The following is a 25,872-nucleotide window of genomic DNA, read 5'->3' as shown; positions in this document are numbered from 1 at the left end:
CACCGGTTCCGCACTAAGCCCGCACGGCCACGCAAGTGGGCCGGGCGGGTTTTTGCGTTCCTCAGGACCCGCCGGCGCGGGCCAGCATGGTTCCGCGGGTACGGGTGAGGTCGTGCAGCAGAGTGTGTTCAGCGGCCCGGTTGGCCGGCAGGTCCCGCCCGGCAGCGATTTGCTGGCGGGTCAGCGCCAGCCGGGTGGCTTCCCGGATGAAGGTTTTCATTGTGCTGCGGGCCCCGAACCGGCCGGCCCAGGCCATCGCCTGGTGCCGGCCGGCACGGGTGGAGAGCATGAGGACCTCCTGGGGCGTGAACCATCCGGCTGCGGCGTATTCGCCCAGCCGCTGCCGGGTAAGCCGCTGTTCGGCCCGGCGCAGCAGGATGACGCCAGTCACCGCCAGGGCGAACAGCGGCACCTGCAGCAGGAAATAGAACACAAAGAAGCTGCCGGAGACCAGCACGGTGCCGCCGTTCCACAACATGTGGCCCAGGATCGCCGCGATGAGGCCGCCGAGGAAACCGGCAGTGATGCGCAGGGCACCGCCGCGCCGCACGGTGATCCCCAGTCCGACGCCGATGGCGGCCGTGAAGAGCACATGCGCGAACGGCGAGAAGATTCCCCGCAGCACAAAGACAAAGCCCAGCTGCGCACCCAAACCTCCGCTGGAGATCAGCGCCGATCCGAAGTACAGGATGTTTTCCGTGAACGCGAAGCCGGCAGCGACGGTGCCGGCATAAACGATCCCGTCCACCGGCCCGTCAAAGTGGCTGCGCCGCACCAGGACCAGGAGCAGGACGCCCAGTCCCTTCGCGGTTTCCTCGACGATCGGCGCTTCCAGGACGGGGCCGATGAACTCCGGCGCTAGCCCCGGCAGCAGGAGATGCAGGGCGCCGCGCACATAGGGGCCGACCAGCAGCGCGATGCCCACCGAGATGCCGGCACCCCACAGAAACGCAAACAGAAGCGCCGAACGGGGCTCGGGTTCCCAGCGGTCCACCCAATGCAGTCCCAGCAGGCAGATGCCCAGCGGCACCAGTGCCAGGATCCCGCAGAGCAGGAACGCGGTGGTCCCCAGCTGCCACCAGAGGAACCAGGCCACCAGCAGCAGGGCCAGCGATGACCCGATGATCAGCAGCACCGTCGCGGCCGTGCCGGTGCCTCCGCGCGGCTGGGCGGACCACAGCGGTTGCACCGGCACCGGACCGTACCCCGGGGGCTGCTCGGCGGCCGGCTGCGGGGCACCCGGAGGGGGAGTCCAGGGGACCGCACGGGCCTGTCCGGCAAAGTGGTCGGGGTTGTGCCCGCTCATGAATCTGCGTCCTTCATAGGGCAACCCTATGAGGAAAAGGCTGTTGCGGGCCGAAGACCGGCGCACTGGGGATGAAAAACCGCAAAGTTGCCCCTATCGCGGAGCGGGCAGCCGGATCCCGCGATCGGAGCGGACGGGACGGCGTCACAGTTCGAAGCCCGGACCGCCCGCTGTGGTAGCTTGAAACCGCATTCACCCTTTAAATTCCGTCCTGTGAGGCGGGGAAGGAGGAGGCAGAATATGGACTTGTCCAACCCGCCGGGCGCATCCGCACCCGCACGCACCGTTCTGGCTTCAGCTGACATAAACCGGGCGCTCACCCGGATTGCCCACGAGATCCTGGAAGCCAACAGAGGCGCCGCAGACCTTGTCCTGATGGGCATTCCGCGCCGGGGCTATCCGCTGGCCCGCCGGCTCGCAGACAAGATCGCCGCCGCCGATCCTTCAGTGGATCCCGCCGCAATTGTCGGGCAGCTGGACGTCACCATGTTCCGTGACGACCTGGCCCGCCAGCCCACCCGCACTCCGCACGCCACCAGGGTTCCGCTGTCCGGAATCGATGACAAAGTGGTGGTCCTCGTAGATGACGTCCTGTATTCCGGCCGGACCATCCGCGCCGCACTGGACGCCCTCACGGAACTGGGCCGGCCACGGATTGTCCGGCTCGCCGTCCTCGTGGACCGCGGCCACCGTGAACTGCCGATCCGCGCGGACCACGTCGGCAAGAACCTGCCCACCGCCGTCGTGGAAAAGGTCCGCGTCCACCTGCGGGAAACTGATGTTCCGGCCGTGGACGAAGTCGTCATCGAGGGAGCCCCGTGAAGCATCTGCTCTCGACCCGCGACCTCAGCCGCACCGACGCCCTGGCCATCCTGGACACCGCCGAACAAATGGCGGCCGTATCGCAGCGCGAGGTGAAGAAACTCCCCGCCCTGCGCGGCCGGACCGTGGTCAACCTCTTCTTCGAGGATTCCACCCGGACCCGGATCTCCTTCGAAGCGGCCGCCAAGCGCCTCTCCGCCGACGTCATCAACTTTTCCGCCAAGGGCTCCTCGGTGTCCAAGGGCGAATCGCTCAAGGACACGGCCCAGACCCTGGCCGCCATCGGCGCCGACGCCGTCGTGATCCGCCACGGCTCCTCCGGGGCTCCGGCCCGGCTGGCAGGCTCCGGCTGGATCGACGCCTCGGTCCTGAACGCCGGGGACGGCACGCATGAGCATCCCACCCAGGCCCTGCTGGACGCCTTCACCATGCGCCGCCACTGGGCCCGCCTGCACGGCACGGCCTCTCCCGGCACCGACCTCACCGGCATGCACGTGGTGATCGTAGGCGACGTCCTGCACTCCCGGGTGGCGCGCTCCGACCTGTGGCTGCTGCGCACGCTCGGCGCCACCGTCACGCTCGTGGCCCCGCCCACCCTGCTGCCGTTCGGCGTCGAGTCCTGGCCCTGCGAGGTCAGCTACGACCTGGACGCAGCCCTGGACGCCGGGCCCGACGCCGTCATGATGCTGCGGGTGCAGGGCGAACGGATGCACTCGGCATTCTTCCCCTCGGTCCGCGAATACTCGCGCCGCTGGGGCTTCGACGACGTCCGCCTGGACCGGCTGGACACGCTCGGACTTCAGGACACGATCCTGCTGCATCCGGGACCGATGAACCGCGGACTGGAGATCTCCTCCCGGGCCGCTGATTCGCCCCGCGCCACCATCCTGGAACAGGTCAGCAACGGTGTCTCCGTGCGAATGGCCGCCCTTTACCTTCTGCTGTCCGGAGATCACACCCCGGCCGGCACCGCCACCCTGGAGACCGCACAGTGACGACAAAAAACACAGTGACGACTGAGAACACAGCAACCGGCACTTACCTGATCCGGAACGCGTCAATCCTCGGCAAGGAAACCGCCGACATCCTGATTTCCGCCGGACGAATCACCGCCGTCGGCCCGGACCTCTCAGCACCGGCGGACGCCGCCGTCATCGAGGCGGCCGGCCTGATTGCGCTGCCCGGCATGGTTGACCTGCACACCCACCTGCGCGAGCCCGGCCGCGAAGACGCCGAAACAGTGGAAACCGGAACCCGTGCCGCTGCCCTGGGCGGCTTCACTGCCGTCCACGCCATGGCCAACTCCAACCCCGTGGCGGACACCGCCGGCGTGGTGGAGCAGGTCTACAGCCTGGGCCGCCGCTCCGGCTGGGTGGACGTGCGCCCGGTCGGCGCGGTGACCGTCGGGCTCGACGGCGAACAGCTGGCGGAACTCGGCGCCATGGCGGATTCCCGTGCCCGCGTGCGCGTCTTTTCCGACGACGGCAAGTGCGTCGCGGATCCGGTGCTGATGCGCCGCGCCCTGGAGTACGTCAAAGCGTTCGACGGCGTGATTGCCCAGCATGCACAGGAGCCGCGCCTGACCGAGGGTGCGCAGATGAACGAGGGGGAGGTCAGCGCCGTGCTGGGCCTGGCCGGCTGGCCCGCCGTGGCCGAGGAATCGATCATCGCCCGTGACGTGCTGCTGGCCCAGCACACCAAATCGCGGCTGCACGTGTGCCATGTGTCCACCGCCGGGTCGGTGGAAATCATCCGCTGGGCCAAGGAACGCGGCATCAACGTCACGGCCGAGGCCACTCCGCACCACCTGCTGCTCACCGACGACCTGGTGCACAGCTACGACCCCGTCTACAAGGTCAACCCGCCGCTGCGCACGGCTGCCGACGTCGACGCCCTGCGCCGCGGGCTGGCCGACGGCACGATCGACATTGTCGGCACCGACCACGCACCGCATCCGTCCGAGCACAAGGAGTGCGAGTGGGCGCAGGCCGCCATGGGCATGATCGGACTGGAAACCGCCCTGTCGGTGGTGCAGCACGCGATGATCGAGACCGGATTAATGGACTGGGAGGGCTTCGCCCGCGTGACTTCCGTCACCCCGGCGGCCATTGGCGCCCTCGAATCGCAGGGCCGGCCGCTGGTGCCGGGAGAACCGGCCAACGTCATATTGGTGAACCCGTCTGCGCGCCGCACGGTGGACCCGAATAAGATGGCTTCAAAGGGGCGCAACTCACCATTTGCCGGACTGGAACTGCCCGGCACCGTGCAGGCGACCTTCTTCGCCGGCCATCCCACGGTCCTGAACGCCGCCCTGAACACGCCTCACCCCGTTTCCGCAGAGGAGTCCGCATGGATCGGCTGATATTCGCCCTGGGCATGATTGTCCTTATAGTGCTGCTCCTGGGCCTGTTTGCCCTGGGCTGGCGCGGCCGCCGGCAGCGCCAAAAGGGGGTCCCGCGCCCGGTGCCGATGCCCGACGGCCTGGAGGTACCCCGGTTCCAGGCCCTGGGCCAGTACGTCTGCACCACCACCGCCGGTGACTGGCTGGACCGGATTGCCGTCTACGGGCTGGGCGTGAAGTCCAACGCCACCGCGGCAGTCTTCGACGAAGGCCTCCTGCTGGTCCGCAGCGGCGCACCCGACCTCTGGATTCCCCGGGCGGACCTGGAAAGCGTCCGGCTGGAGCGCGGCATGGCCGGGAAATTCGTGGAGAAGGAGGGCCTGGTCATCGTGACCTGGAAACTCGGAACCACCTCCGTGGACACCGGGTTCCGCACCCGCTCCGCCGACGAGAAGACACCGCTGGTATCAGCGATTACCGAACTCCTGCCTGCCGAATCGGCACCAACAAGCGAGGAACAACTGTGACCGTGCAGCACATCCCCACCCCGACCGCAGCTGTCCTGATGCTTGAAGACGGCCGCACCTTCCGTGGCCGCAGCTACGGCGCCGAGGGCACCGCCCTGGGCGAGGCGGTCTTTGCCACCGGCATGACCGGCTACCAGGAGACCATCACCGATCCCTCCTACGCCCGCCAGCTGGTGGTGCAGACGGCGCCGCACATCGGGAACACCGGAGTGAACACCGACGACGCCGAATCCCGGCGGATCTGGGTGGCCGGCTACATTGTGCGCGACGCCGCCCGCCGGCCGTCGAGCTGGCGCTCCGAGCGCACCCTGGACGAAGAGCTCGCGGCGCAGGGCGTCGTCGGGATCTCCGGCGTGGATACCCGCGCCGTGACCCGGCACCTGCGCGAACGCGGCGCCATGAAGGCCGGGATCTTCTCCGGCACCGCAGCCAACCGCCCGGAGGCCGAGCTGCTGGCCGACGTCCTGGCGCAGGAATCCATGGCCGGTGCCCGCCTCGCCGAAGAGGTCAGCGTCGAGGCCTCCTACGTGATCGAGCCGCAGGACCACGGCTGGGACGGCGAGCCGCGCTTCACCGTCGCCGCCCTGGACCTGGGCATCAAGTCCATGACGCCGGTACGGTTCGCGGAGCGCGGCGTGCGCGTGCACGTCCTGCCCGCCTCCGCCACCCTGGAGGACGTCACGGCGCTGGACGCCGACGGCGTGTTCATGTCCAACGGCCCCGGCGACCCCGCCACCGCCGACGCCCAGGTGAACCTGCTGCGCGGCGTTCTGGACACCCGCACCCCGTTCTTCGGCATCTGCTTCGGCAACCAGATCCTGGGCCGCGCCCTGGGCTTTGGCACCTACAAGCTGCGCTACGGCCACCGCGGCATCAACCAGCCGGTCCTGGACCGCCGCACCGGCAAGGTCGAAATCACCAGCCAGAACCACGGCTTCGCCGTCGACGCGCCGCTGGACGGGCCGGTCACCGCGCCCGAGGCCCGCTACGGCCGGGTGGAGGTCAGCCACGTGTCCCTGAACGACGACGTCGTGGAAGGCCTCGCCTGCCTCGACATCCCGGCCTTCTCGGTCCAGTACCACCCCGAGGCCGCCGCCGGCCCGCATGACTCCGCGTACCTCTTCGACCGCTTCGTGGACCTCATGGAATCCAGCAAGACCGACGCCAGCAAGATCAAGGAATCCCTCTAATGCCCCGCAGAACCGACCTTAAGTCCGTCCTGGTCATCGGCTCCGGTCCGATCGTGATCGGCCAGGCCGCGGAATTCGACTACTCCGGCACCCAGGCGCTGCGCGTACTGCGGGAGGAGGGCCTGCGGGTCATCCTGGTGAACTCCAATCCGGCCACCATCATGACCGACCCCGAATTCGCCGACGCCACCTACGTGGAACCCATCACCCCCGAGGTGGTGGAAAAGATCATCGCCAAGGAACGCCCCGACGCGATCCTGCCCACCATGGGCGGCCAGACCGCGCTGAACACGGCCATCGCCCTGGACAAGAACGGTGTCCTGGACAAGTACAACGTGGAGCTGATCGGCGCCAACATCGCCGCCATCGAGCTCGGCGAGGACCGGGAAAAATTCAAGGGCGTCGTCGAGCGCTGCGGCGCCGAATCGGCGAAGTCAATCATCGTGCACAGCCTCGACGAAGCCTTCGCCGCCGCCGACGAGCTGGGCTATCCGATGGTGGTCCGACCCTCCTTCACCATGGGCGGACTCGGCTCCGGCCTGGCCTACAACGAAAAGGACCTGCGCCGCATCGCCGGCGCCGGCATCCAGTACAGCCCCACCTCCGAGGTGCTGCTCGAGGAGAGCATTCTCGGCTGGAAGGAATACGAGCTGGAAATGATGCGCGACCGCAACGACAACGTCGTGGTGGTCTGCTCCATCGAAAACTTCGATCCGGTGGGCGTGCACACCGGCGACTCCATCACCGTGGCTCCGGCCATGACCCTGACCGACCGCGAGTACCAGAACCTGCGCAACATCGCGATCGCCGTCATCCGCGAGGTGGGCGTGGACACCGGCGGCTGCAACATCCAGTTCGCCATTGAACCGGACACCGGCCGCGTCGTGGTCATCGAAATGAACCCGCGCGTCTCCCGCTCCTCAGCGCTGGCCTCCAAGGCCACCGGCTTCGCGATCGCCAAGATCGCCACCAAGCTGGCCCTGGGCTACACGCTGGACGAGATTCCCAACGACATCACCAAGCAGACGCCGGCGTCCTTCGAGCCCACCCTGGACTACGTCGTGGTGAAGGTTCCGCGCTTCGCGTTCGAGAAGTTCCCGGCCGCGGACCCCACGCTGACCACCACCATGAAATCGGTGGGCGAAGCCATGGCGATCGGCCGGAACTTCACCGAGGCGCTGCAGAAGGCGCTGCGCTCCCTGGAGCAGAAGGGCGCTTCGCTGTCCTTCGCCCCCGTGGATCCGGCCGACGTTCCGGCCCTGATCGAAGCCGCCAAGCGGCCGACGACGGACCGCCTGCAGCAGGTCCAGCAGGCCCTGCTCGGCGGCGCCACCGTGGAGGACCTGTACGAGGCCACCGGCATCGACCCCTGGTACCTGGACCAGCTGGTCCTGATCAACGAGGTGGCCGAAGAAATCCGCGGCGCCGGCACCGTGAACGAGGAAATCCTGCGCCGAGCCAAGCGGCACGGCTTCTCCGACGAGCAGATCGGCGCGCTCACCAACACGCCCGAGGCCGTCATCCGCGGCGTCCGGCACGCCCTGAACATCCGCCCGGTCTACAAGACGGTGGACACCTGCGCCGCGGAATTCGCCGCCTACACGCCCTACCACTACTCCTCCTATGACGAGGAGGACGAGGTGGCGCAGCACGCCAAGCCGTCCATCATCATCCTCGGTTCCGGCCCAAATCGGATCGGGCAGGGCATCGAGTTCGACTACTCCTGCGTGCACGCCACCATGGCCCTGCGCGAAGCCGGCCACGAGACCGTGATGATCAACTGCAATCCGGAGACCGTGTCCACCGACTACGACATCTCCGACCGGCTCTACTTCGAACCGCTGACCCTGGAGGATGTCCTCGAGGTCATCGCCGCTGAGCAGCGCACCGGGGGAGTGCTCGGCGTCTTCGTCCAGCTCGGCGGCCAGACCCCGCTGAAGCTGGCACAGGCCCTGGCCGACGCCGGCGTTCCGATCCTGGGCACCTCGCCGGAAGCCATTGACCTGGCCGAACACCGCGGCGCCTTCCAGCGCGTGCTGGACGCTGGCGGACTGATCGCCCCGAAGAACGGCACCGCCGTCTCCTTCGACGATGCCAAGAAGATCGCCGACGAAATCGGCTACCCGGTGCTGGTCCGCCCGTCCTACGTGCTGGGCGGCCGCGGCATGGAGATTGTCTACGACGAGGCGAACCTCTCGCGCTACATCGCCAACGCCACCGAAATCACGCCGGACCACCCGGTGCTGGTGGACCGCTTCCTGGAGGACGCGATCGAGATCGACGTCGACGCCCTCTACGACGGCACCGACCTGTACGTGGGCGGCATCATGGAACACATCGAGGAAGCCGGCATCCACTCCGGCGATTCCGCCTGCGTCCTGCCGCCCATCACCCTGGGCACCGACGTCGTCGACCGCGTCCGCGAAGCCACCCGGGTCATCGCCGCCGGAGTGGGCGTGCGCGGTCTGATCAACATCCAGTTCGCGCTGGCCTCGGACGTCCTGTATGTCATCGAAGCCAACCCGCGCGCCTCCCGGACCGTGCCGTTCGTCTCCAAGGCCACGGGGGTGCAGCTGGCCAAGGCCGCGGCCCTGATCGGAACCGGCCGGACCATCGCCGAGCTGCGCGCCGCCGGGAAGCTGTTCGCCGTCGGCGACGGCTCGGTGCTGCCGCCGGACGCCCCGGTGGCCGTGAAGGAAGCCGTCCTGCCCTTCAACCGCTTCCGCACCCCCGAGGGCACCGTGGTGGATTCCCTGCTCGGCCCGGAAATGCGCTCCACCGGCGAGGTGATGGGCATCGACAAGTACTTCGACACCGCCTTCGCCAAGTCCCAGGCGGCCGCCAACTCCGCCCTGCCGACCGAGGGCAAGATCTTCGTCTCGGTGGCCAACCGGGACAAGCGCTCCATCATCATGCCGGTGAAGCTGATGGTGGACCTGGGCTTCGAGATCCTCTCCACCGGCGGCACCGCCGAGGTCCTGCGCCGCAACGGCATCCAGGCCACCACCGTGCGCAAGGTCGGCGAGGGCACCGGTCCCGACGGCGAGGGCACGGTCGCTGACCTGATCACCGCCGGTGAAATCCACCTCGTCGTGAACACTCCCTCCGGAGGCCAGGCCCGCGGCGACGGCTACGAAATCCGTGCCGCCGCCACCTCCATCGGCTGCCCGGTGGTGACCACTGTCTCCGAGTTCGGTGCCGCCGTGCAGGCGATCGAGGCGATGCGCTCCTACGAGTGGGATGTCACCTCCCTGCAGGAGCATGCCGCCAAGCTCCGGGCTTCATCAAGTGTCTGATCCGGGCAGAACCTTCGGCGCACGGCTGCGCGCGGCGATGGACCGCCGCGGGCAGCTGTGTGTCGGCATCGATCCCCATCCGGCGCTCCTGGCCGCCTGGGGACTGAACGACGACGCCGCCGCCCTGGAGCGCTTCTCCCTCACCGTCCTGGAGGCCGCGGGGGAGTACGCCGCTGCCGTGAAGCCGCAGGTGGCGCTCTTTGAACGCCACGGATCCGCAGGCCTGGCTGCCCTGGAACGGGTGCTGGCGGCCTGCTCCGACGCGGGAATCCTCAGCATCGCCGACGCCAAGCGCGGGGACATCGGCTCCACCATGGCCGCTTATGCCGATGCCTGGCTGCGGGACGGATCCGCCCTGGCCGCGGATTCCGTCACGCTGAGTCCGTACCTTGGATTTGAGTCGCTGCGCCCCGCCCTGGACCTGGCGGCCGCCTCCGGGCGCGGTGTCTTTGTCCTCGCCCTGACCTCCAACCCCGAGGGCGCTTCCGTCCAGCATGTGGGCGGTCCGCGGTCGGTGGCGGCCCGGATCGTGGACGCTGCGGCGGCGGAGAACCGGCGCGAGCTGGCCGGACGGGAGGAGGCCCCCGGGCTGGACGGGGCTGCTGACGGTGCTGACGCTCCGATGCCCCGGAGCCGGCCGCTCGGATCCACCGGACTGGTCATCGGCGCCACGGTCGGTTCCGCCCTCACGGAGCTGGGCATCCGACCGGCGGCGGCGGATACGCCGATCCTGGCCCCGGGCCTTGGCGCCCAGGGCGCCACCGGAGCCGACCTGCGCGCCACCTTCGGCGAGGCGTATCCCAACGTCCTGGCCACCTCCAGCCGGGACATCCTGCGGGCCGGTCCCGCCGTGGCCGGACTGCGGGACGCCGCCCGGCGGACGCTGGCGGGGCTGGGCGGATCCTGAACCGGCTTTCGGTGCCGTCCCCGGTGTCGTCCCCGGTGCCGTCCCGGTGCCCTGATCGGGTAGTGGAGCACATTGCAATTGCGGCGGGGTTGCGGATAGGTTCAGACCGTACCCCCATACACCAGCACCGTCCCAGCACTGCCGCTGTGTTTTGAGCAGCTGATGCCGGGTCAGTCCTTGCCCGGGAGGCTCTGTTGAACCTCAAGCCACTGACCGAAGACGAACGCACCAGAGCCCGGGAAAAGGCAACCGCGGCCAGATCCGTGCGGGCCGACATCAAGGCCAAGATCAAGACCGGGGAATTGTCCGTGGAAGAGGTCATCCTGTCCCGGTCTTCCGAGGAAGCAGTAGGCCGCCTGAAGGTGGTGGATCTGCTCCGGGCACTGCCTGGCGTCGGAGAGCGCCGCGCAGCTGGAATAATGACTACCGTAGGTATTGCTCCGACCCGCCGTGTGCGTGGTCTGGGCGTCCACCAGCGCAAAGCGCTGATTGAATTTTTGGAATCCGACTAGGGGCCGCTTTCACTGCGGCCGCGCCGTCGGGGCCGAATCACAACGAGAGCAAATGAGGTCCTCAGTGTCGCAACCGCGGCTGACAGTTCTGGCAGGTCCAACCGCAGTTGGCAAAGGCACGGTGTCCACGTACATCCGGGACAACTATCCGGAGGTGTGGCTGTCCGTTTCGGCAACCACCCGCCCGCCGCGTCCCGGCGAGGAACATGGGGTGCATTACTTTTTTGTCTCCGCCGAGGAATTTGATTCACTCGTCGAAGAGGGCCAGATGCTGGAGTGGGCAGTGGTCCACGGCCGCAACCGCTACGGCACGCTGCGCAGCACCGTCGAGGCCGCCATGGCCGAGGGCCGGTCGGTGCTCCTGGAGATTGATCTGCAGGGCGCACGGCAGGTAAAAAAGTCCATGCCCGAGGCAAATTTCGTGTTCCTGGCCCCGCCGTCGTGGGACGAGATGGTCCGCCGGCTGGTAGGACGCGGCACCGAAACACCCGAAGAGCAGCAGCAAAGGCTGGAAACCGCTAAACTGGAACTTGCTGCCGAGCCCGAGTTCGATCACACTGTGGTAAATGATGACGTCCAGCGGGCAGCAGCTGAGCTTGTATCACTCATGGGAATCAGTCCGCGCCCGCGCTGACGCACCGCCACATCCCGTATAAAAGATTTTGGAGAATCTGTGTCTACTGTGTCTGAAGGCATCATCAACCCGCCGATCGACGACCTGCTGAACGTAGCTGACTCGAAGTACGCACTGGTCATCTACGGCGCCAAGCGCGCCCGCCAGATCAACGCCTACTACTCGCAGCTGCACGAGGGCCTGTTCGAGTACGTCGGCCCGCTGGTGGAAACCAAGCTGAACGAGAAGCCGCTGTCCATCGCCCTGCGCGAAATCAACGAAGGCATGCTCGTCAGCCGCCCGGTCGAATCCGCCGAGTAGCCAGCAAGAACCCCTTCGGTAACAGCTGACCACTGGTCAGGGTCAGGAGCAGCAGCGGTGCGCATAGTTCTCGGTGTGGGCGGCGGCATCGCCGCCTACAAGTCCGCGTCGCTGCTGCGGCTTTTCACTGAAGCCGGACACAATGTGTCGGTCATTCCCACGGAGGCCTCCACCCGCTTTGTGGGTGTGGCCACCTGGGAGGCACTGTCCGGAAATCCGGTCTCCAGCTCGGTTTTTGACGAGGTGGAGAAGGTCAACCACGTCCGTCTCGGTCACGAGGCGGACCTTATTGTCGTGGCCCCCGCCACCGCCGACCTGCTGGCGCGGGCGGCCGCCGGGCAGGCGGATGACCTGCTCACCAACACACTCCTGATGGCGCGCGGGCCGGTTCTTTTCGCCCCCGCCATGCACACTGAGATGTGGTCGCACCCGGCAACCCGAGCCAACGTTGCGACCCTGCGCAGCCGGGGCGTCCTGGTCCTGGATCCGGCAGTGGGCCGGCTGACCGGGAAAGACTCCGGGGCAGGCCGGCTTCCCGAACCAGACGAGATTTTCGCAGCCGCCATCGCCGCGGTTGCTGCCGGCGCCGGTGTTCCGGCCTCCGAAGCCGCCGCCTCCGAAGCCGCCGCGCTTCACGGCAAAACCGTCACCATCACTGCCGGGGGTACCCGCGAATCCCTGGACCCGGTGCGGTTCCTGGGCAACCGGTCCTCCGGGAAGCAGGGCGTTGCCCTTGCCCAGGCCGCCCTGGAAGCCGGCGCGCGTGTCCGGTTCATCGCCGCGCACATGGACGTTCCGGCGCCCGACGGCGTGGAACTGACCCGGGTGGAATCCGCACTGGAACTCCGCGAGGCAGTGCACCGTGCCGCGCCCGGATCCGACGTGCTGATCATGGCCGCCGCCGTCGCCGATTTCCGCCCGGACCGCAATTCCGACACCAAAATCAAAAAGCGCGACGACGGCACCAACCCGGTGATTACCCTGGTCCGCAATCCTGACATCCTGGCCGAGGCCGTCGAAGCACGGAACGCGGCCGGTGCCTCCGGGGCGGCCCGGCCGTCGCTGATTGTCGGCTTCGCGGCCGAAACCGGCGACGGCACTTCAGAGGTGCTGGACTACGGCAGGCAGAAACTTGCCCGCAAGGGATGTGAACTGCTGGTGCTGAACAGGGTGGGCACCTCCCTGGTATTCGGCCAGGACAGCACGGAAGTGACTTTGCTTTCACCGCAGGATTCCGCAGCGGCTCCGGCTCCCACCTACACCGGAACCAAAACCGAGATCGCCCGGCGCATCCTCGCCCGCGTCGTGCGGGAGCTCGACGCCGCCGTCGCCGTCCCCTGACAGGCTGCGAAGCCGTTGCCGGCTTCCGGTTGAGCGCCGGGCTGCCGCCCACAAGCGCCGGGCTGCCGCCCACAGGCGCCGGGCCCGCATTCGGGGACCCGGCCTAAGACCCAGTAGAGTAAAACTCGTGACTTTCCCAGATGCTTCAGTACTTTCCGCTCCCCGCGACGGGCTGCGTCTTTTCACCTCGGAATCCGTCACTGAAGGTCACCCGGACAAAATCTGTGACCAGATCAGTGACGCGATCCTCGACGGCCTGCTCAAGGTTGACCCCGAATCCCGCGTGGCGGTGGAGACCCTGGTCACCACCGGGCTGGTCCATGTGGCCGGCGAAGTCACGACCGAGGGTTACGTGGAGATCCCCCAGCTGGTCCGGGACACCATCCTGGGCATCGGGTACGACTCCTCCGCCAACGGCTTTGACGGGGCCCGCTGCGGCGTCTCGGTCTCGATCGGCCAGCAGTCGCCGGAAATCGCCTCCGGAGTGTTCAACTCGGTGGAAAACCGTGCCGGCAAAAACGTCGACCCCTACGATGTGCAGGGGGCCGGCGACCAGGGCATCATGTTCGGCTACGCTTCGGACGAGACTTCGGTCCTGATGCCCACCCCCATCTGGCTGGCCCACCGCCTCTCCGAGCGCCTTACCGCCGTCCGCAAAAATGGCACGCTGGGCTACCTCCGGCCGGACGGCAAGACCCAGGTCACCATCGGCTACGACGGCGACCGTCCGGTCTCCGTGGACTCAGTGGTCATCTCCTCGCAGCACGCCGTCGACGTCGAACTCGAGCAGCTGCGCGCGGACCTGGTCACCCACGTCATCAAGCCGGTCCTCGCCGGCACCGAACTGGACATCTCCAACGTCAAGCACATCCTGAATCCGGGCGGCCCGTTCGTCATCGGCGGACCGGTCGGAGACGCCGGGCTCACCGGCCGCAAGATCATCGTGGATACCTACGGCGGGTTCGCCCGCCACGGCGGCGGCGCGTTCAGCGGCAAGGATCCGTCCAAGGTTGACCGTTCCGCCGCCTATGCCATGCGCTGGGTGGCCAAGAACGTGGTGGCCGCCGGGCTGGCCCGCCGCGCGGAGATCCAGATTGCCTACGCCATCGGCATGGCCCATCCGGTCGGCATCTACGTGGAGACCTTCGGCACGGAAACCGTGGCCCCGGCCCGCATCGCCGCCGCCATCGAGGAGGTCTTCGACCTCCGCCCGCTGGGCATCATCAACTCGCTCGACCTGAAGCGCCCGATCTACCAGAAGACTGCCGCCAACGGCCACTTCGGCCGCGAGGACGAGGAGTTCACCTGGGAGCGCAAGGACAAGGTCGAGGACCTCCGCAGCTACTTCAACGCCTAACCGGCGCATGCAGCGGGAACCGGCAGGGAAGACCGGGCGGCAGGAACCGGCCGGGGAAACCGGGCAGCTGTCCCTGCTGCACGGCTTTGTCTCCCCGTCCAGAAGCCTGGGGACACAGTCCGCGGCACCTGCGCTGCCGATCGCGCGGGTGCTGCTGGATTCGCCCCTGCCGCACCTGGACCGTCCGTTCGACTATCTGGTGCCCGAGAACCTGGACGACGACGCCGTGCCCGGCGCGCGGGTCCGGGTCCGGTTCGGCGGGCAGGAGCTGTCCGGATTCATTATCGAGCGGACCGCCGAGGCGGATACCTCGGCCCGCCTTATGCCGCTGGGAAAAGTCGTGTCGCCGCAGCCGGTTTTGGCGCCGCAGATCCTGCGCCTGGCCGAGGCCGTTGCCGCGCGCTATTCGGGCACCGTCCATGATGTGCTGCGGGTGGCCATTCCGCCGCGCGCCGCACGGGTGGACAAGGAATTTACTCCGCAGGCCCGCGCCGCCGCAGCTGCGGAAGCACCGACCGGAGCGGACCCTGCCTCCGCGGCCGAGCTCTCCGGGGAGAACCTCCCGTCCGGGCCGGAAGGCTCCGGACCCAATCCGTGGAGCCGGTATCCGCACGGCCCGCGGTTCCTGACCCATCTGGCAGCCGGCCACAGCCCGCGGGCCGCGCTGTCGTCGCTGGGCGGATACGGAGCCGGCGCCTGGCCTGAGGAAATCGCCGCCGCAGTGCAGGCGACCCTGCTCTCCGGACGCGGCGCCGTCGTCGTCGTGCCCGATGCCAAGGATCTGGCCCGGGTGGAGACGGCGTTGATTGCGCGCATCGGCAAGGGAACCTTTGCGCGCCTGACGGCTGACGACGGTCCCACGCCCCGCTACCGCAGTTTCCTGCAGGTCCTGCACGGGGACGTGCAGGTGGTGATCGGCACCCGGTCGGCGGCCTACGCTCCGGTGCGCAACCTTGGCCTGGCGGTGCTCTGGGATGACGCCGATGACCTGCATGCCGAGCAGCGTGCTCCGTACCAGCATGTCCGTGACGTCCTGCTGCTGCGGGCCGCAGCAGAGGACGCGGCGCTGCTGCTGGCCTCGCACTCGCGCAGCACCGAGGCTCAGCGGCTGGTGGCCAGCGGCTGGGCGGCGAATATTTCTGCAGACCGCAGCACGGTGCGGTCGCTGGCTCCGCGGGTGGTCAGCACCGCAGACTCGTTCAACATGGAACGGGATCCGCTGGCTGCGCGGGCGCGGATTCCGCATGCCGCGTGGAAGGCAGCGCAGGACGGGCTGACCCGTGGCCCGGTATTGGTGCAGGTGGCGCGCACGGGGTTCTCCCCGGCGCTGTCCTGCCAGGAGTGCCGGGAACCGGCGCGTTGCCGGGCGTGCGCCGGGCCGCTGGGCCTGGCCAGCCGGAACGGCATTCCCGCCTGCCGCTGGTGCGGCCGGCCGGAACCGGTGTGGAGCTGCAGCAACTGCGGCGGCACACACCTGCGCGGATCCGCCGCAGGCGCCGGGCGCACCGCCGAAGAGCTGGGCCGGGCCTTTCCTTCCGTTACCGTCATTTCCTCGGCGGGAGACCATGTGCGGGCGGACGTTCCCGATGCTCCCGCCCTGGTGGTGGCAACACCGGGTGCCGAGCCGGTGGCGGCGGGCGGTTATGCCGCGGCGATCCTGCTGGACGGCAACGCCATGATGTCCCGCGAGTCGCTGCGCGCGGGGGAGGACACCCTGCGGCGCTGGTTCAGCGCGGCGGCGCTGGTGCGCCCCGCCGGCGACAAAGGCGTGGTGGTGGTCACCGCCGACGACACCTCCACCGTCGGACACCTGCTGCGCTGGGATCCGGCCGGAGCCGCCGATCGCGAGCTGGCACTGCGCGGCGAGCTGGGCCTGCCGCCGGCGGTCCGGTACGCCGAGCTCACGGGCTCCCGCGAAGCGCTGACCGCCTTCCTGCCCCGGCTGGACCTGCCGGCCGAAATCCGGGTGGTGGGGCCGGCACCCCTGGAAGACCCGCCGGGGCCGGCCCCCGTGCACCGGGACGGGCAGCTGGGCGGCTCGGGAGGGCGCTACCGCACACTGCTGTTCTTCTCGTACGCCGCTGCCCCCGCGGTGACCGCGGCGCTGCGGGCCACCAAGGCCGCGGTCTCCGCCCGTCGAACCGGGGATCCTGTGTACGTGCGGGTGGACGGAACCGACGTCCTGTAGTCAGCCGCGGGTCAGCCGTACTGCACCGGGATCTTCCGCCGGCGGTGATTCGGATCCACCGGAAGATACAGGCTGAGGATCCCGCAGTCGTAGCGGGCGCTGATGCCGGCGGCATTGATGTCGCTGCCCAGCAGGATCTGCCGCTGGACGAGGCCGCGGCGGCGGTCGCGGACCAGCCACCGGGCTCCGGAAAGGTCGCGCAGGGTGCGGTGCCCGCTGACGGTCAGGAGCCGCCCCTCGACGTCCAGATGCAGGGAGCCGGGGTCCAGGCCGGGAAGGTCGGCGTTCACGATGTAGTGGTCTCCCTCGCGGTAGAGATCCACGGGAATGTCGCTGTCGTCGGCTGCCCCCGGGCTGCCGCAAAGCGGATCGAAGAGGTCCAATCCCGGTGCCGGATCGAACCGGAAAACCATCAGTATCAACTCCCTCGCCATGCCGGAGACCTAAGCTGAATATCAGCAGTTTAGAACTGGGCGGGGCGGGTAAAAAAATCGATGGCCAAAGTCCCGCGCAAAGCGGCCGGCTGGGCCCGGCTTGAGCCCGGCGCTCAGGGAGTTCGGCGGCGCAGCGTTATCGCTCCCAGCACCACGAAGGCGACGGCGAAAGCCGCCAGGATGCCGATTTCGCGCAGGATCTCCGCCGTGGATCCGGTGCCGCCGGAAACCAGGTTGAGGGCTTCCACGGCGTGGGACAGCGGCAGCCAGTCCGAGACCGCCTCCAGCGCGTCCGGCATCTGGGGGCGCGGAATGAAGATTCCGCCCAGCAGGATCTGCGGAAAGACCAGGGCAGGCATGAACTGGATGACCTGGAATTCCGAGGCGGCAAAGGCCGAGACAAACAGGCCCAGGGTGGCTCCCAGCACGGCATCGAGCACCGCCACCGCCAGCAGCAGCCAGGTGTTGCCGGCGACCTCGAGTCCGCAGATCCAGACGGCATAGGCACAGGCGATGAGGGACTGGAGCGTTCCCAGCAGGCCGAAGGCGAGAGTGTAGCCGGTGATGAAATCGAACTTCCCCAGGGGCAGGGTCATCAGCCGCTCCAATGTGCCCGAGCGCCGTTCCCGCAGTGTCGTGATGCTGGTGACGAGGAACATCACCACAAACGGAAACAGGCCCAGCAGCGCCGGGCCAACGGATTGGAAAACGCCGGTGTTTTCGAAGATCCAGGAGAGCAGCCCGATCAGCAGGCTGGGAACCAGCAGGAGCAGCAGCACCGTCCGCGGGTCATGCCGGATCTGCGTCAGCACCCGCAGCGCCGTGGCCAGGGCAAGGCCCGGATTCATGCCGCCCCCAGCAGGGCCAGGAAAGCGGCGTCGGCATCGGTGGTGCCCGTGCTCTCCAGCAGCTCCGGCGGCGTCATGTCAGCCAGCAGCCGGCCCTCGTGCAGGAGCAGGATGCGGGCGCAGCGGCTGGCTTCGTCCATGACGTGGCTGCTGACCAGCAGGCTCACGCCGCGCTCCGCCAGCGAGGCAAACAGTTTCCACAGATCACGCCGCAGCACGGGATCCAGTCCCACCGTCGGTTCGTCGAGCACCAGCAGTTCCGGCGCACCCAGCAGGGCAACAGCCAGTGAGACGCGGCTGTGCTGGCCGCCGCTGAGGCTCCCGGCCAGGCGCCGGGATTGCTGTTCCAGCCCGGTTTCGCCGATCACCCGCTCCGGGTCGGTGTCGGGCGCTCCCACGATGCGGGCGAAATAGCGCAGATTCTCGGCCACCGTCAGGTCGTCGTAAACGCCGGGCCCCTGCGCGAGATACCCGACCTTGCGGCGCAGTTGCGGGCTGCCGGCGGGGTTGCCAAGGACGGTGACGGTGCCTCCCGAGGTTTTCTGCGTTCCGACGACGGTGCGCATCAGGGTGGTTTTGCCGCTGCCGCTGGGGCCCAGCAGGCCCACGACCTGCCCCGCGGGGACGGTCAGGCTCAGGCCGTTCAGGACCGCGGTTCCGCTGCGCCGCACCAACAGGTTCTCGGTGCGGATTGCCGGAGACGATGCCATGCTGCTGACTTTGCACCCGGAGCGTTTACCGGTCAATCCCGCTCCGCAAATACCGAATCGCCGGCAGGAGACCGGACCCGCATCCGCGATCGGTTGTGTACAACTAAATTGTGAGCTAACGTCGGGGCATGAGTGATTCCCTCCATCGCCAGGTCTGCTTCTCGCTGTACACGGCGTCCCGCGCGGCGACCGCCGTGTACCGGCCGCTGCTGGATCAGCTGGGCCTGACCTATCCGCAGTACCTCGTGATGACGGTCCTGTGGGAGAACGACGGCGCCAGCGTCCGGGACCTGGGCCGCTCGCTGGAGCTCGATTCCGGCACCCTCTCGCCCCTGCTCAAGCGCCTTGAAGCCGCCGGCTGGGTGCGCCGGAACCGCTCCGCCGCCGACGAACGCCGCGTTGAGGTTCATCTGACGGACGAGGGCCGCGCCCTGCAGGAGCAGGCGCTGCCGCTGCCGCAGCGGATTGCCGAAGCCGCGGGACTGGAACCGGAAGAGCTGCAGGCGCTGCAGGAGACACTCGCCAAGGTGACCGGGGCGCTGCAGGCAGCGGCACGGACGCCCACCAGAGACAATCTTTAATCCCCACCGGGCCTCCGGGCCCACAAAGGAAGGCACTTCATGACGAACGCTCCTCAGACCAGCCGCGAAATCCAGCTGGCCTCCCGCCCCGAGGGCTGGCCCACCGACGAGAACTTCCGGCTTGCCGAGGTGCCCGTGCCAAAGCTCGAGGACGGCCAAATCCTGGTCCGCAACCGCTGGATGTCGGTGGACCCGTACATGCGCGGACGCATGAATGATGTGAAGTCCTATGTTCCGCCCTTCCAGGTCGATGCACCGCTGGACGGCGGCGCGATTGGTGAAGTTCTCGAGTCCCGCTCTGAAAACCACAGTGCCGGTGATTTCGTGCTGCACGGCCTGGGCTGGCGCGACTACGCCGTGCTCGACGGCAAGCGTGCCCGGGTCATCGACACGGCCCTGGCTCCGGCGACGTCTTACCTGGGGGTGCTCGGCATGACCGGGCTGACCGCCTATGCCGGACTGACCAAGGTGGCGGAATTCAAGGAAGGCGACGTCGTCTTTGTCTCGGGTGCCGCCGGCGCCGTCGGGTCCCTGGTCGGCCAGATCGCCAAGGCCCTGGGCGCCAAGAAAGTCATTGGCAGCGCCGGTTCCGATGAGAAGGTCCGGCACCTGCTGGACCTCGGTTTTGACGAGGCGTTCAACTACCACGACGGCCCGGTCAAGGAATCACTGAAAAAAGCAGCCGGTGCCGACGGCATCGACGTGTACTTCGACAACGTGGGCGGCGACCACCTCGAAGCCGCCATCTCGGTGATGAACAAGTTTGGCCGGATCGCCATGTGCGGCGCCATCTCGCAGTACAACACCACCGAGGCACCCACCGGACCGCGCAACCTGGCGCTGGCCATCGGCAAGGAACTGACCCTGCGCGGCTTTATCGTCGGCAGCTACAACCAGTACGCGGATGAGTTCGCAGCGCTGATGTCCGGCTGGCTCAGTGAAGGCACGGTCAGCTACGACGAGACCTTCGTCGACGGGCTGGAGAATGCTCCTCAGGCCTTCATCGATCTGATGAAGGGTGCCAACAAGGGCAAGATGGTCGTGACCCTGCAGGCCTAGCGGGAGGCCGGCCGGCGCTCCCCGAACAGCCGCACCGCTTCGGCGGCAGCGTCCAGCAGCTGGGCCGCCGAGGTCTCCCAGGAATACTCCGCCGCCCGGCGCAGTCCCGCCTCGGAGATCCGGCGCCAGCGATCCGGCTCGGACAGCTCGCGGACAGCGGCGGCAAACGCCTCCGGGCTGTCCGGATCCGTCAGCAGGGCAGCTCCGCCGGAGACCTCGCGGAAGATCGGAATGTCGCTGGCCACCACCGGGGTGCCGGCTGCCATTGCCTCGATCATCGGCAGGCCGTAGCCCTCCGCACGGGACAGCGTCACCAGTGCGGTGGCCGAGCGCAGCAGCTCCGCGTATTCCTCTTCGGAAACGCCGTTGTGGAACACCACCTCGCTGCCGTCCGGCACCAGCGCGCCGAGGTCGCGCCGCCGGTCCGGGGAAATCCGGCTGAGCAGGTGCAGCGTGTAGCCGGGCAGATGCGCCATGCCGCGCACCACCGTTTCCACGTTTTTGTACGGCATGAACGAGCCCATGTAGAGCAGCGTCTTTTCCGGCGCCTGTGCAGGATTCCGGACGGTAGTGCCCGGCTGCGGCGCGTTCCCGACGATGCGCACGGGACGTTTGGTCAGCCGGTGCCGGGCCATCAGCGAGCGGGTGGTTTCGCTGATGGTGGCGACGACGTCGGCCCGGTTCAGCAGACGCCGCTGCGGCCAGTACGCCAGGTGATAGAGCCGCCACAAAGCCCGCACGGGCAGCGGCAGGAAACCGGGCGGCGTCGGATTCGAGTAATAGATCAGGTCATGCAGGGTCAGGATCAGCGGATACTTCCGCCCCCAGCTGCCCATGGTCTGCATAGGTGAGACGACGACGTCGGCGCCCAGCCGGTTGACGCGGAAGGCGACCAGCAGCTCGGCGGGGGAGAGGGGGCTGTTGAGCTTGATCCAAGGGAGGTCCGGCAGCAGCGCCAGCTGCCGCTCGTCGGAAATCAGCATCAGCACCTGCGCCTTTTCAGCGGAGCCCCCGTTTTCGGCGAGAGCCTCGATCAGGGAGGCGCCGTACCGGCTGATGCCGTCGTGCTGGTCGGTCCGGGTGAACCGGGCGTCCACTGCGATGCGCAGGCTCACGGGTGCCTCCGCTGCAGGAAATCGGTGATCAGCGCCGCCGCTTCGGCGGGAGCCTCGTAATGCACCAGATGCCCGACGCCGGGCAGGATGTGCAGCTCCGCGTCCGGAATCAGTGCGGCGAGCTTCCGTTGACCGGCCACTGATCCGAGGTCGTCGCGTTCCGCGGCAATTAGCAGCACCGGCATGTCCAGCTGCGCGGCGGTGTCACGGACGGTGGAGGAAATCGAGGCCCGGAACGCATCCAGAACGACATCCCGGTTGGCAAACGCGCTGAAGTAGGCCCGATGCTGGCCGTGGATCCAGCGCCGCAGCGCCGGGTCGCGGGTCTTGGCCATGAAGATGCTCATGCCCCGCACAATGGCCGGGTGCTGCAGGAGGGCCATGCCCAGCCGCTCCGGCAAGCGTGCCGCGGACAGGTAGTAGAGTTCGGCCGCTTTGCTGGTGATGCCCTTGGGTCCTTCCAGCGCCGGCTCGCAGATGGGATTCACCAGCGCCAGTTCGCTGATCAGTTCCGGGCGTTCGGCCGCCACCTTGGAGGCGATGATGGAGCCGAAGGAGTGCCCGAGCAGAACGGTGTCGGACCCCAGGCCCGGGACCCCGCCCTCCAGCGCCGCTGCCACGAACCCGGCGTAGGCTCCGACGTCGTGCGGTCCCGGCAGCGGCTCGCCCCGTCCGAAACCGGGCAGATCGGGGACCAGGACGCGGTGTCCGGGCAGCGCCTCGACAATCCGCAGCAGTCCGTGATGGTCGCCGCGGAAGCCATGGACCATGAAGATCGGCGGAGCCGCGTCCCGGCCGGCGGCGTCGTCTCCGTCCGGATTCGCGGCTCCGGAGCCCTCCGGCACGGGGGCAAAATCCCAGCATCGCTGGAGCATGCCGTCCACGGTAAAAGTCCGTTCCTCCGCGCGGCGGGCGAACGTTACGCCGGCTGCCTTGCTGTCTTCAGCTGCGGTGCGCACTAGTTCACCTCGTCCGGATGCGAGCCCGAGCGCTGGTTCCGGTCCAGGCCGGCAATGGCGGCCCGCTGGCCCGCAGTCAGCTTGAAGGAAAAGACGTCCAGGTTCTCGGCCATGCGCCCGGGCGAACTGGCCTTGGGAATCACGACGTTTCCCTGTTCCACCTGCCAGCGCAGGATCACCTGTGCCGGAGACACCCCGAGTTCGACGGCGATGGCCGTGATCACCGGATCGGACAGGACGGCGCCGCGCCCCAGCGGGCTCCAAGCGACCGTGCATATGCCCAGCTCGGCGTGCACGGCGCGGAGCCGGTGCTGCTGCAGCCAGGGATGCAGCTCGACCTGGTTGACCGCCGGCACGACATCAGCGGCATCCATCAGCTGCGCCAAGTGGTCCGGCTGAAAGTTGGATACGCCGATGGCCCGCACGCGGCCTTCACGGTAAAGCTCCTCCATCGCCCGATAGGTCTCCACGAACAGCCGGCGCTCGGGGCAGGGCCAGTGGATGAGGTACAGGTCAAGGGTGTCCAGGCCCAGCCGGGCCATCGAATCCTCGAACGCCTGCATCGTTCGGTCGTAACCCTGGTCCGAATTCCACACCTTGGACGTGAGAAAAATCTCGTTGCGGGGAACGCCGCTGCAGGCCGTGAAGGTGCGGATAGCCTCGCCGACACCTTGCTCGTTTCCGTACAGGGCAGCGGTGTCGATGTGCCGGTATCCGGCGGCGAGGGCGTCGGTGACAAGGCCGGCTGCATCTGCGGCGGGGACCTTGTATGTGCCATAGCCCACCTGGTCAAGGTAAACGCCGTTATTGAGGGTCAGTTTGGGGGCTGGTTCCATGCAGTTGACTCTACCGAGGATGGCGCCCGGCGGTTGAATCCGAGCCCGTCCGCCGGTCGCCGGGGCCGGGTTGAGGCGGCAGATCCCTGCGTTTTCCGGGTCGCCAACTGCGTTTACGGGGGAGTCCTTGATTGCCTAGTGCAAGACCGCAATACTGCGCAAGTAGGCAGTGCGCAGGCGATGCCGGCGTGTCTGGTTGGGGGGCAGAGTCATGACAGAGTTGTTCAGACCGACTAAAACATCAGCCGGTAAACCTGATCAGAAGGATGGAGAAGTCAATGGTGACTCTCGGTGAGGTATTCCTCAGTGAGTTCGCAGGAACGGCAACACTCATATTGCTTGGTTGCGGCGTGGTCGCGAATGTGGCGTTGAGTAAGACGAAGGGCAACGGCGGAGGCTTCCTTCTCGTCAACTTCGGCTGGGGTCTTGGCGTTTTCGCAGGTGTCTTCGTGGCGGTTCAGTCCGGCGCTCACCTTAACCCCGCGGTAACCATGGGCCTGATCTTCAACGGCTCAGACCTGGCTCCCGGCGTGGAAACAAGTTTCGCCTCAGTCATGGTCTATCTGGCCGGGCAGCTGCTGGGCGCAATGCTCGGGGCCGTGCTGGCCTGGCTCGCGTACAAGAAGCAGTTTGACGATGAACCCGACGCGGCGAACATCCTGGGCGTGTTTTCCACCGGCCCGACGATCCGCTCCTACGGCTGGAACGTTGTTACTGAAGTCATCGGCACCTTTGTGCTGGTGTTTGTCATCCTCGCGTTCGGCGGGACCCCGAATGAGCTCGGCCCCCTCGCGGTGGGCCTTCTGGTGCTTGCGATCGGTGCCTCCCTCGGCGGCCCGACCGGCTACGCCATCAACCCCGCACGTGACCTCGGCCCGCGCATCGTCCATGCCCTGCTGCCCATCCCCAACAAGGGCAAGAGCGACTGGGCCTATGCCTGGGTGCCGATTGTCGGCCCCATCATCGGCGGCTCGCTGGCAGGTCTGGTCTTCAACGGCATTCCGATGCCCGTCGTCTAAGTCCCTCAGCACGGCGGCTTGTTCCCGTGCTCTCCCGTCCGTCCAGCAGTAAAAGGAGCCAACCATGCCTGACCCGACCTACATCATTGCCATTGACCAGGGCACCACCAGCAGCCGTGCCATCGTGTTCAACCACGACGGCGAAATCGTCTCGACCGGTCAGAAGGAACATGAGCAGATCCTCCCGCGTGCCGGCTGGGTGGAGCACGATCCCGAGGAAATCTGGACAAACGTCCGGGAAGTTGTGGGAACCGCGCTGTCAAAGGCGAACCTGACGCGGCACGACATCGCCGCCGTCGGCATCACCAACCAGCGCGAAACCGCCGTGGTCTGGGACAAGACCACGGGCAAGCCGGTGTACAACGCCATTGTCTGGCAGGACACCCGCACGCAGCCGACGGTGAACGAAATGGCGAAGGACGGCGGCCTGGACCGCTATAAGGAACGGGTGGGTCTGCCGCTGGCCACCTACTTCTCCGGCACCAAGATCAAATGGATCCTGGACAACGTGGAAGGCGCACGTGAGCGCGCCGAGGCCGGAGACCTGCTCTTCGGCAACACCGACTCCTGGATTGTCTGGAACCTCACCGGTGGCACGGAAAACGGTGTCCACATCACCGATGTGACCAACGCTTCGCGCACCCTGTTCATGAACCTTGAGACCCTGACCTGGGACGAGGAAATCCTCAAGGACTTCGGCGTGCCGATGTCCATGATGCCGGAGATCAAGTCCTCCTCCGAGGTGTACGGCACCGTCCACGGCGCGCAGCTGCTGCGCGAAACCCCCGTCGCCGGAATCCTGGGCGACCAGCAGGCCGCCACCTTCGGCCAGGCTGCCTTCAGCCAGGGTGCTGCCAAGAACACCTACGGCACCGGCTGCTTCCTGATCTTCAACACCGGTGAGGAGATCGTCCGCTCCGAGAACGGCCTGATCACCACCGTGGCGTACCAGCTGGGCGATGCCAAGCCGGTCTACGCACTGGAAGGCTCAATTGCCGTCACCGGTTCGCTGGTCCAGTGGCTGCGCGACAACCTGGGCATGATCCAGAGTGCCGCGGAGATCGAAACCCTCGCCACCGAGGTCACGGACAACGGCGGCGTGTACATTGTGCCGGCCTTCTCCGGACTGTTCGCTCCGCACTGGCGTTCCGACGCCCGCGGCGCGATCGTGGGCCTGACCCGGTTCGTCAACAAGAACCACATCGCCCGCGCCGCGCTGGAGGCCACCGCCTTCCAGACGCGCGAGGTGCTCGACGCCGTCAATGCCGACTCCGGCGTGCCGCTCACCGAGCTGCGGGTCGACGGCGGCATGGTCGCCAACGAGGCGCTCATGCAGTTCCAGGCGGACATCCTCGGCGTGGACGTGGTCCGCCCCAAGATCGTCGAGACCACGGCCCTGGGCGCCGCGTATGCAGCCGGACTGGCCGTGGGCTATTGGAACGACACCGATGAGCTGGCCATGAAGTGGGCCGAAGATACCCGCTGGACTCCGCAGATGGAGGTCAGCGAGCGTGACCGTCAGATGCGGCTGTGGTCCAAGGCCGTAACGAAGACCTTCGACTGGGTCGACGAGGACGTGCTGTAAGCGCT

General features: G+C 67.6%; 24 protein-coding genes. 17 read left to right on the top strand and 7 right to left on the bottom strand.

Translation table 11 applies throughout. The features are described 5' to 3' along the window. Positions 1 to 61: 61 nt before the first annotated feature. The gene (locus QNO00_RS02180) at positions 62 to 1,306 is read right to left on the bottom strand and encodes a PrsW family intramembrane metalloprotease (protein ID WP_284023474.1); all 1,245 of its coding nucleotides are present in this window, start codon (positions 1,304 to 1,306) and stop codon (positions 62 to 64) included. A 240-nt stretch (positions 1,307 to 1,546) separates the two neighbouring features. Here QNO00_RS02180 and pyrR point away from each other — a divergent pair, with 240 nt between their 5' ends. The 13 genes from pyrR to QNO00_RS02115 all read left to right on the top strand — a co-directional run bounded on the left by pyrR (position 1,547) and on the right by QNO00_RS02115 (position 16,721). Further along, positions 1,547 to 2,128, top strand: coding sequence for a bifunctional pyr operon transcriptional regulator/uracil phosphoribosyltransferase PyrR (gene pyrR / locus QNO00_RS02175; protein WP_229965555.1), 582 nt, complete (start codon positions 1,547 to 1,549; stop codon positions 2,126 to 2,128). Beyond that, positions 2,125 to 3,123, top strand: coding sequence for an aspartate carbamoyltransferase catalytic subunit (locus QNO00_RS02170; protein WP_229965557.1), 999 nt, complete (start codon positions 2,125 to 2,127; stop codon positions 3,121 to 3,123). The genes pyrR and QNO00_RS02170 overlap by 4 nt, the downstream gene beginning before the upstream one ends. Before the next feature lie 14 nt (positions 3,124 to 3,137). Continuing rightward, entirely contained in the window at positions 3,138 to 4,490 is a 1,353-nt protein-coding gene (locus tag QNO00_RS02165; RefSeq protein ID WP_284023473.1) for a dihydroorotase, read from the top strand. Continuing rightward, complete coding sequence (locus QNO00_RS02160) at positions 4,478 to 4,996, top strand: PH-like domain-containing protein (protein WP_229965559.1); 519 nt, start codon at positions 4,478 to 4,480, stop codon at positions 4,994 to 4,996. The genes QNO00_RS02165 and QNO00_RS02160 overlap by 13 nt, the downstream gene beginning before the upstream one ends. 38 nt (positions 4,997 to 5,034) lie before the next feature. Beyond that, entirely contained in the window at positions 5,035 to 6,186 is a 1,152-nt protein-coding gene (gene carA, locus QNO00_RS02155; protein WP_229965783.1) for a glutamine-hydrolyzing carbamoyl-phosphate synthase small subunit, read from the top strand. Next, positions 6,186 to 9,482 (top strand): carbamoyl-phosphate synthase large subunit, encoded by a 3,297-nt coding sequence (gene carB / locus QNO00_RS02150; RefSeq protein ID WP_229965561.1) that lies wholly within the window; start codon positions 6,186 to 6,188, stop codon positions 9,480 to 9,482. Before carA ends, carB begins: the two co-directional genes overlap by 1 nt. After that, the gene (pyrF, locus tag QNO00_RS02145; RefSeq protein ID WP_284023472.1) at positions 9,448 to 10,389 is read left to right on the top strand and encodes an orotidine-5'-phosphate decarboxylase; all 942 of its coding nucleotides are present in this window, start codon (positions 9,448 to 9,450) and stop codon (positions 10,387 to 10,389) included. The genes carB and pyrF overlap by 35 nt, the downstream gene beginning before the upstream one ends. Before the next feature lie 194 nt (positions 10,390 to 10,583). After that, positions 10,584 to 10,901: an integration host factor, actinobacterial type gene (gene mihF / locus QNO00_RS02140; RefSeq protein ID WP_229965565.1), complete on the top strand. Its 318-nt coding sequence runs from the start codon at positions 10,584 to 10,586 to the stop codon at positions 10,899 to 10,901. Positions 10,902 to 10,953: 52 nt separating this feature from the next. Then, the gene (gmk, locus tag QNO00_RS02135; RefSeq protein ID WP_229965566.1) at positions 10,954 to 11,535 is read left to right on the top strand and encodes a guanylate kinase; all 582 of its coding nucleotides are present in this window, start codon (positions 10,954 to 10,956) and stop codon (positions 11,533 to 11,535) included. A 39-nt stretch (positions 11,536 to 11,574) separates the two neighbouring features. Next, on the top strand, positions 11,575 to 11,835 hold the full coding sequence (gene rpoZ, locus QNO00_RS02130; RefSeq protein WP_152217989.1) for a DNA-directed RNA polymerase subunit omega: 261 nt from the start codon (positions 11,575 to 11,577) through the stop codon (positions 11,833 to 11,835). Positions 11,836 to 11,892: 57 nt separating this feature from the next. After that, complete coding sequence (gene coaBC / locus QNO00_RS02125) at positions 11,893 to 13,176, top strand: bifunctional phosphopantothenoylcysteine decarboxylase/phosphopantothenate--cysteine ligase CoaBC (RefSeq protein ID WP_284023471.1); 1,284 nt, start codon at positions 11,893 to 11,895, stop codon at positions 13,174 to 13,176. A gap of 127 nt (positions 13,177 to 13,303) precedes the next feature. Continuing rightward, the gene (gene metK / locus QNO00_RS02120) at positions 13,304 to 14,533 is read left to right on the top strand and encodes a methionine adenosyltransferase (protein WP_284023470.1); all 1,230 of its coding nucleotides are present in this window, start codon (positions 13,304 to 13,306) and stop codon (positions 14,531 to 14,533) included. A 7-nt stretch (positions 14,534 to 14,540) separates the two neighbouring features. Next, on the top strand, positions 14,541 to 16,721 hold the full coding sequence (locus tag QNO00_RS02115; RefSeq protein ID WP_284023469.1) for a primosomal protein N': 2,181 nt from the start codon (positions 14,541 to 14,543) through the stop codon (positions 16,719 to 16,721). A gap of 11 nt (positions 16,722 to 16,732) precedes the next feature. Here QNO00_RS02115 and QNO00_RS02110 read toward each other — a convergent pair whose 3' ends face one another. From QNO00_RS02110 to QNO00_RS02100, 3 genes are all read right to left on the bottom strand, one after another. Then, positions 16,733 to 17,134 carry an Hsp20/alpha crystallin family protein gene (locus tag QNO00_RS02110; protein ID WP_284023468.1) on the bottom strand — a complete coding sequence of 134 codons (402 nt, stop codon included), beginning with the start codon at positions 17,132 to 17,134 and terminating at the stop codon, positions 16,733 to 16,735. Positions 17,135 to 17,268: 134 nt separating this feature from the next. Continuing rightward, positions 17,269 to 18,003 (bottom strand): ABC transporter permease, encoded by a 735-nt coding sequence (locus tag QNO00_RS02105; protein ID WP_284023467.1) that lies wholly within the window; start codon positions 18,001 to 18,003, stop codon positions 17,269 to 17,271. Continuing rightward, positions 18,000 to 18,713: an ABC transporter ATP-binding protein gene (locus QNO00_RS02100; RefSeq protein ID WP_229965572.1), complete on the bottom strand. Its 714-nt coding sequence runs from the start codon at positions 18,711 to 18,713 to the stop codon at positions 18,000 to 18,002. Before QNO00_RS02100 ends, QNO00_RS02105 begins: the two co-directional genes overlap by 4 nt. Positions 18,714 to 18,841: 128 nt before the next feature. On the opposite strand from QNO00_RS02100, the gene QNO00_RS02095 reads away from it, so the two are divergent. Together QNO00_RS02095 and QNO00_RS02090 are read left to right on the top strand one after the other, a co-directional pair. After that, positions 18,842 to 19,294, top strand: a complete 453-nt coding sequence (locus QNO00_RS02095) for a MarR family winged helix-turn-helix transcriptional regulator (protein WP_229965574.1) — start codon at positions 18,842 to 18,844, stop codon at positions 19,292 to 19,294. 39 nt (positions 19,295 to 19,333) lie between these two features. After that, the gene (locus QNO00_RS02090) at positions 19,334 to 20,353 is read left to right on the top strand and encodes an NADP-dependent oxidoreductase (protein ID WP_284023466.1); all 1,020 of its coding nucleotides are present in this window, start codon (positions 19,334 to 19,336) and stop codon (positions 20,351 to 20,353) included. Here QNO00_RS02090 and QNO00_RS02085 read toward each other — a convergent pair. From QNO00_RS02085 to QNO00_RS02075, 3 genes are read right to left on the bottom strand one after another with little or no spacing between them, the layout of a single operon-like run. Further along, complete coding sequence (locus QNO00_RS02085; RefSeq protein ID WP_284023549.1) at positions 20,350 to 21,462, bottom strand: glycosyltransferase family 4 protein; 1,113 nt, start codon at positions 21,460 to 21,462, stop codon at positions 20,350 to 20,352. The two genes, QNO00_RS02090 and QNO00_RS02085, sit on opposite strands and share 4 nt — an antisense overlap. Positions 21,463 to 21,464: 2 nt before the next feature. Beyond that, on the bottom strand, positions 21,465 to 22,427 hold the full coding sequence (locus QNO00_RS02080; RefSeq protein WP_284023465.1) for an alpha/beta fold hydrolase: 963 nt from the start codon (positions 22,425 to 22,427) through the stop codon (positions 21,465 to 21,467). Further along, a complete protein-coding gene (locus QNO00_RS02075; RefSeq protein ID WP_284023464.1) occupies positions 22,427 to 23,263 on the bottom strand; it encodes an aldo/keto reductase in 837 nt (278 codons plus the stop codon). The genes QNO00_RS02080 and QNO00_RS02075 overlap by 1 nt, the downstream gene beginning before the upstream one ends. A 281-nt stretch (positions 23,264 to 23,544) precedes the next feature. On the opposite strand from QNO00_RS02075, the gene QNO00_RS02070 reads away from it, so the two are divergent. After that, on the top strand, positions 23,545 to 24,282 hold the full coding sequence (locus QNO00_RS02070; RefSeq protein ID WP_229965785.1) for an MIP/aquaporin family protein: 738 nt from the start codon (positions 23,545 to 23,547) through the stop codon (positions 24,280 to 24,282). 64 nt (positions 24,283 to 24,346) lie between these two features. Further along, positions 24,347 to 25,867 (top strand): glycerol kinase GlpK, encoded by a 1,521-nt coding sequence (gene glpK, locus QNO00_RS02065; protein WP_229965581.1) that lies wholly within the window; start codon positions 24,347 to 24,349, stop codon positions 25,865 to 25,867. The last annotated feature ends 5 nt before the right edge of the window (positions 25,868 to 25,872 follow it).

The organism is Arthrobacter sp. zg-Y1219 (genome assembly GCF_030125545.1).
Classification (GTDB): Bacteria; Actinomycetota; Actinomycetes; order Actinomycetales; family Micrococcaceae; genus Arthrobacter_B.
The sequence above is the reverse complement of the archived record's forward strand: the minus strand, read 5'-3'. Positions and strand labels throughout refer to the sequence as shown.

Bases quoted from the DNA above. Each gene is read 5' to 3' on its own strand.
- QNO00_RS02180 (WP_284023474.1), bottom strand. From the start codon at position 1,306: ATGAGCGGGCACAACCCCGACCACTTTGCCGGACAGGCCCGTGCGGTC.
- pyrR (WP_229965555.1), top strand. From the start codon at position 1,547: ATGGACTTGTCCAACCCGCCGGGCGCATCCGCACCCGCACGCACCGTT.
- QNO00_RS02160 (WP_229965559.1), top strand. From the start codon at position 4,478: ATGGATCGGCTGATATTCGCCCTGGGCATGATTGTCCTTATAGTGCTG.
- carA (WP_229965783.1), top strand. From the start codon at position 5,035: ATGCTTGAAGACGGCCGCACCTTCCGTGGCCGCAGCTACGGCGCCGAG.
- carB (WP_229965561.1), top strand. From the start codon at position 6,186: ATGCCCCGCAGAACCGACCTTAAGTCCGTCCTGGTCATCGGCTCCGGT.
- pyrF (WP_284023472.1), top strand. From the start codon at position 9,448: ATGCCGCCAAGCTCCGGGCTTCATCAAGTGTCTGATCCGGGCAGAACC.
- gmk (WP_229965566.1), top strand. From the start codon at position 10,954: ATGAGGTCCTCAGTGTCGCAACCGCGGCTGACAGTTCTGGCAGGTCCA.
- QNO00_RS02115 (WP_284023469.1), top strand. From the start codon at position 14,541: ATGCAGCGGGAACCGGCAGGGAAGACCGGGCGGCAGGAACCGGCCGGG.
- QNO00_RS02110 (WP_284023468.1), bottom strand. From the start codon at position 17,134: ATGGTTTTCCGGTTCGATCCGGCACCGGGATTGGACCTCTTCGATCCG.
- QNO00_RS02105 (WP_284023467.1), bottom strand. From the start codon at position 18,003: ATGAATCCGGGCCTTGCCCTGGCCACGGCGCTGCGGGTGCTGACGCAG.
- QNO00_RS02100 (WP_229965572.1), bottom strand. From the start codon at position 18,713: ATGGCATCGTCTCCGGCAATCCGCACCGAGAACCTGTTGGTGCGGCGC.
- QNO00_RS02095 (WP_229965574.1), top strand. From the start codon at position 18,842: ATGAGTGATTCCCTCCATCGCCAGGTCTGCTTCTCGCTGTACACGGCG.
- QNO00_RS02090 (WP_284023466.1), top strand. From the start codon at position 19,334: ATGACGAACGCTCCTCAGACCAGCCGCGAAATCCAGCTGGCCTCCCGC.
- QNO00_RS02075 (WP_284023464.1), bottom strand. From the start codon at position 23,263: ATGGAACCAGCCCCCAAACTGACCCTCAATAACGGCGTTTACCTTGAC.
- glpK (WP_229965581.1), top strand. From the start codon at position 24,347: ATGCCTGACCCGACCTACATCATTGCCATTGACCAGGGCACCACCAGC.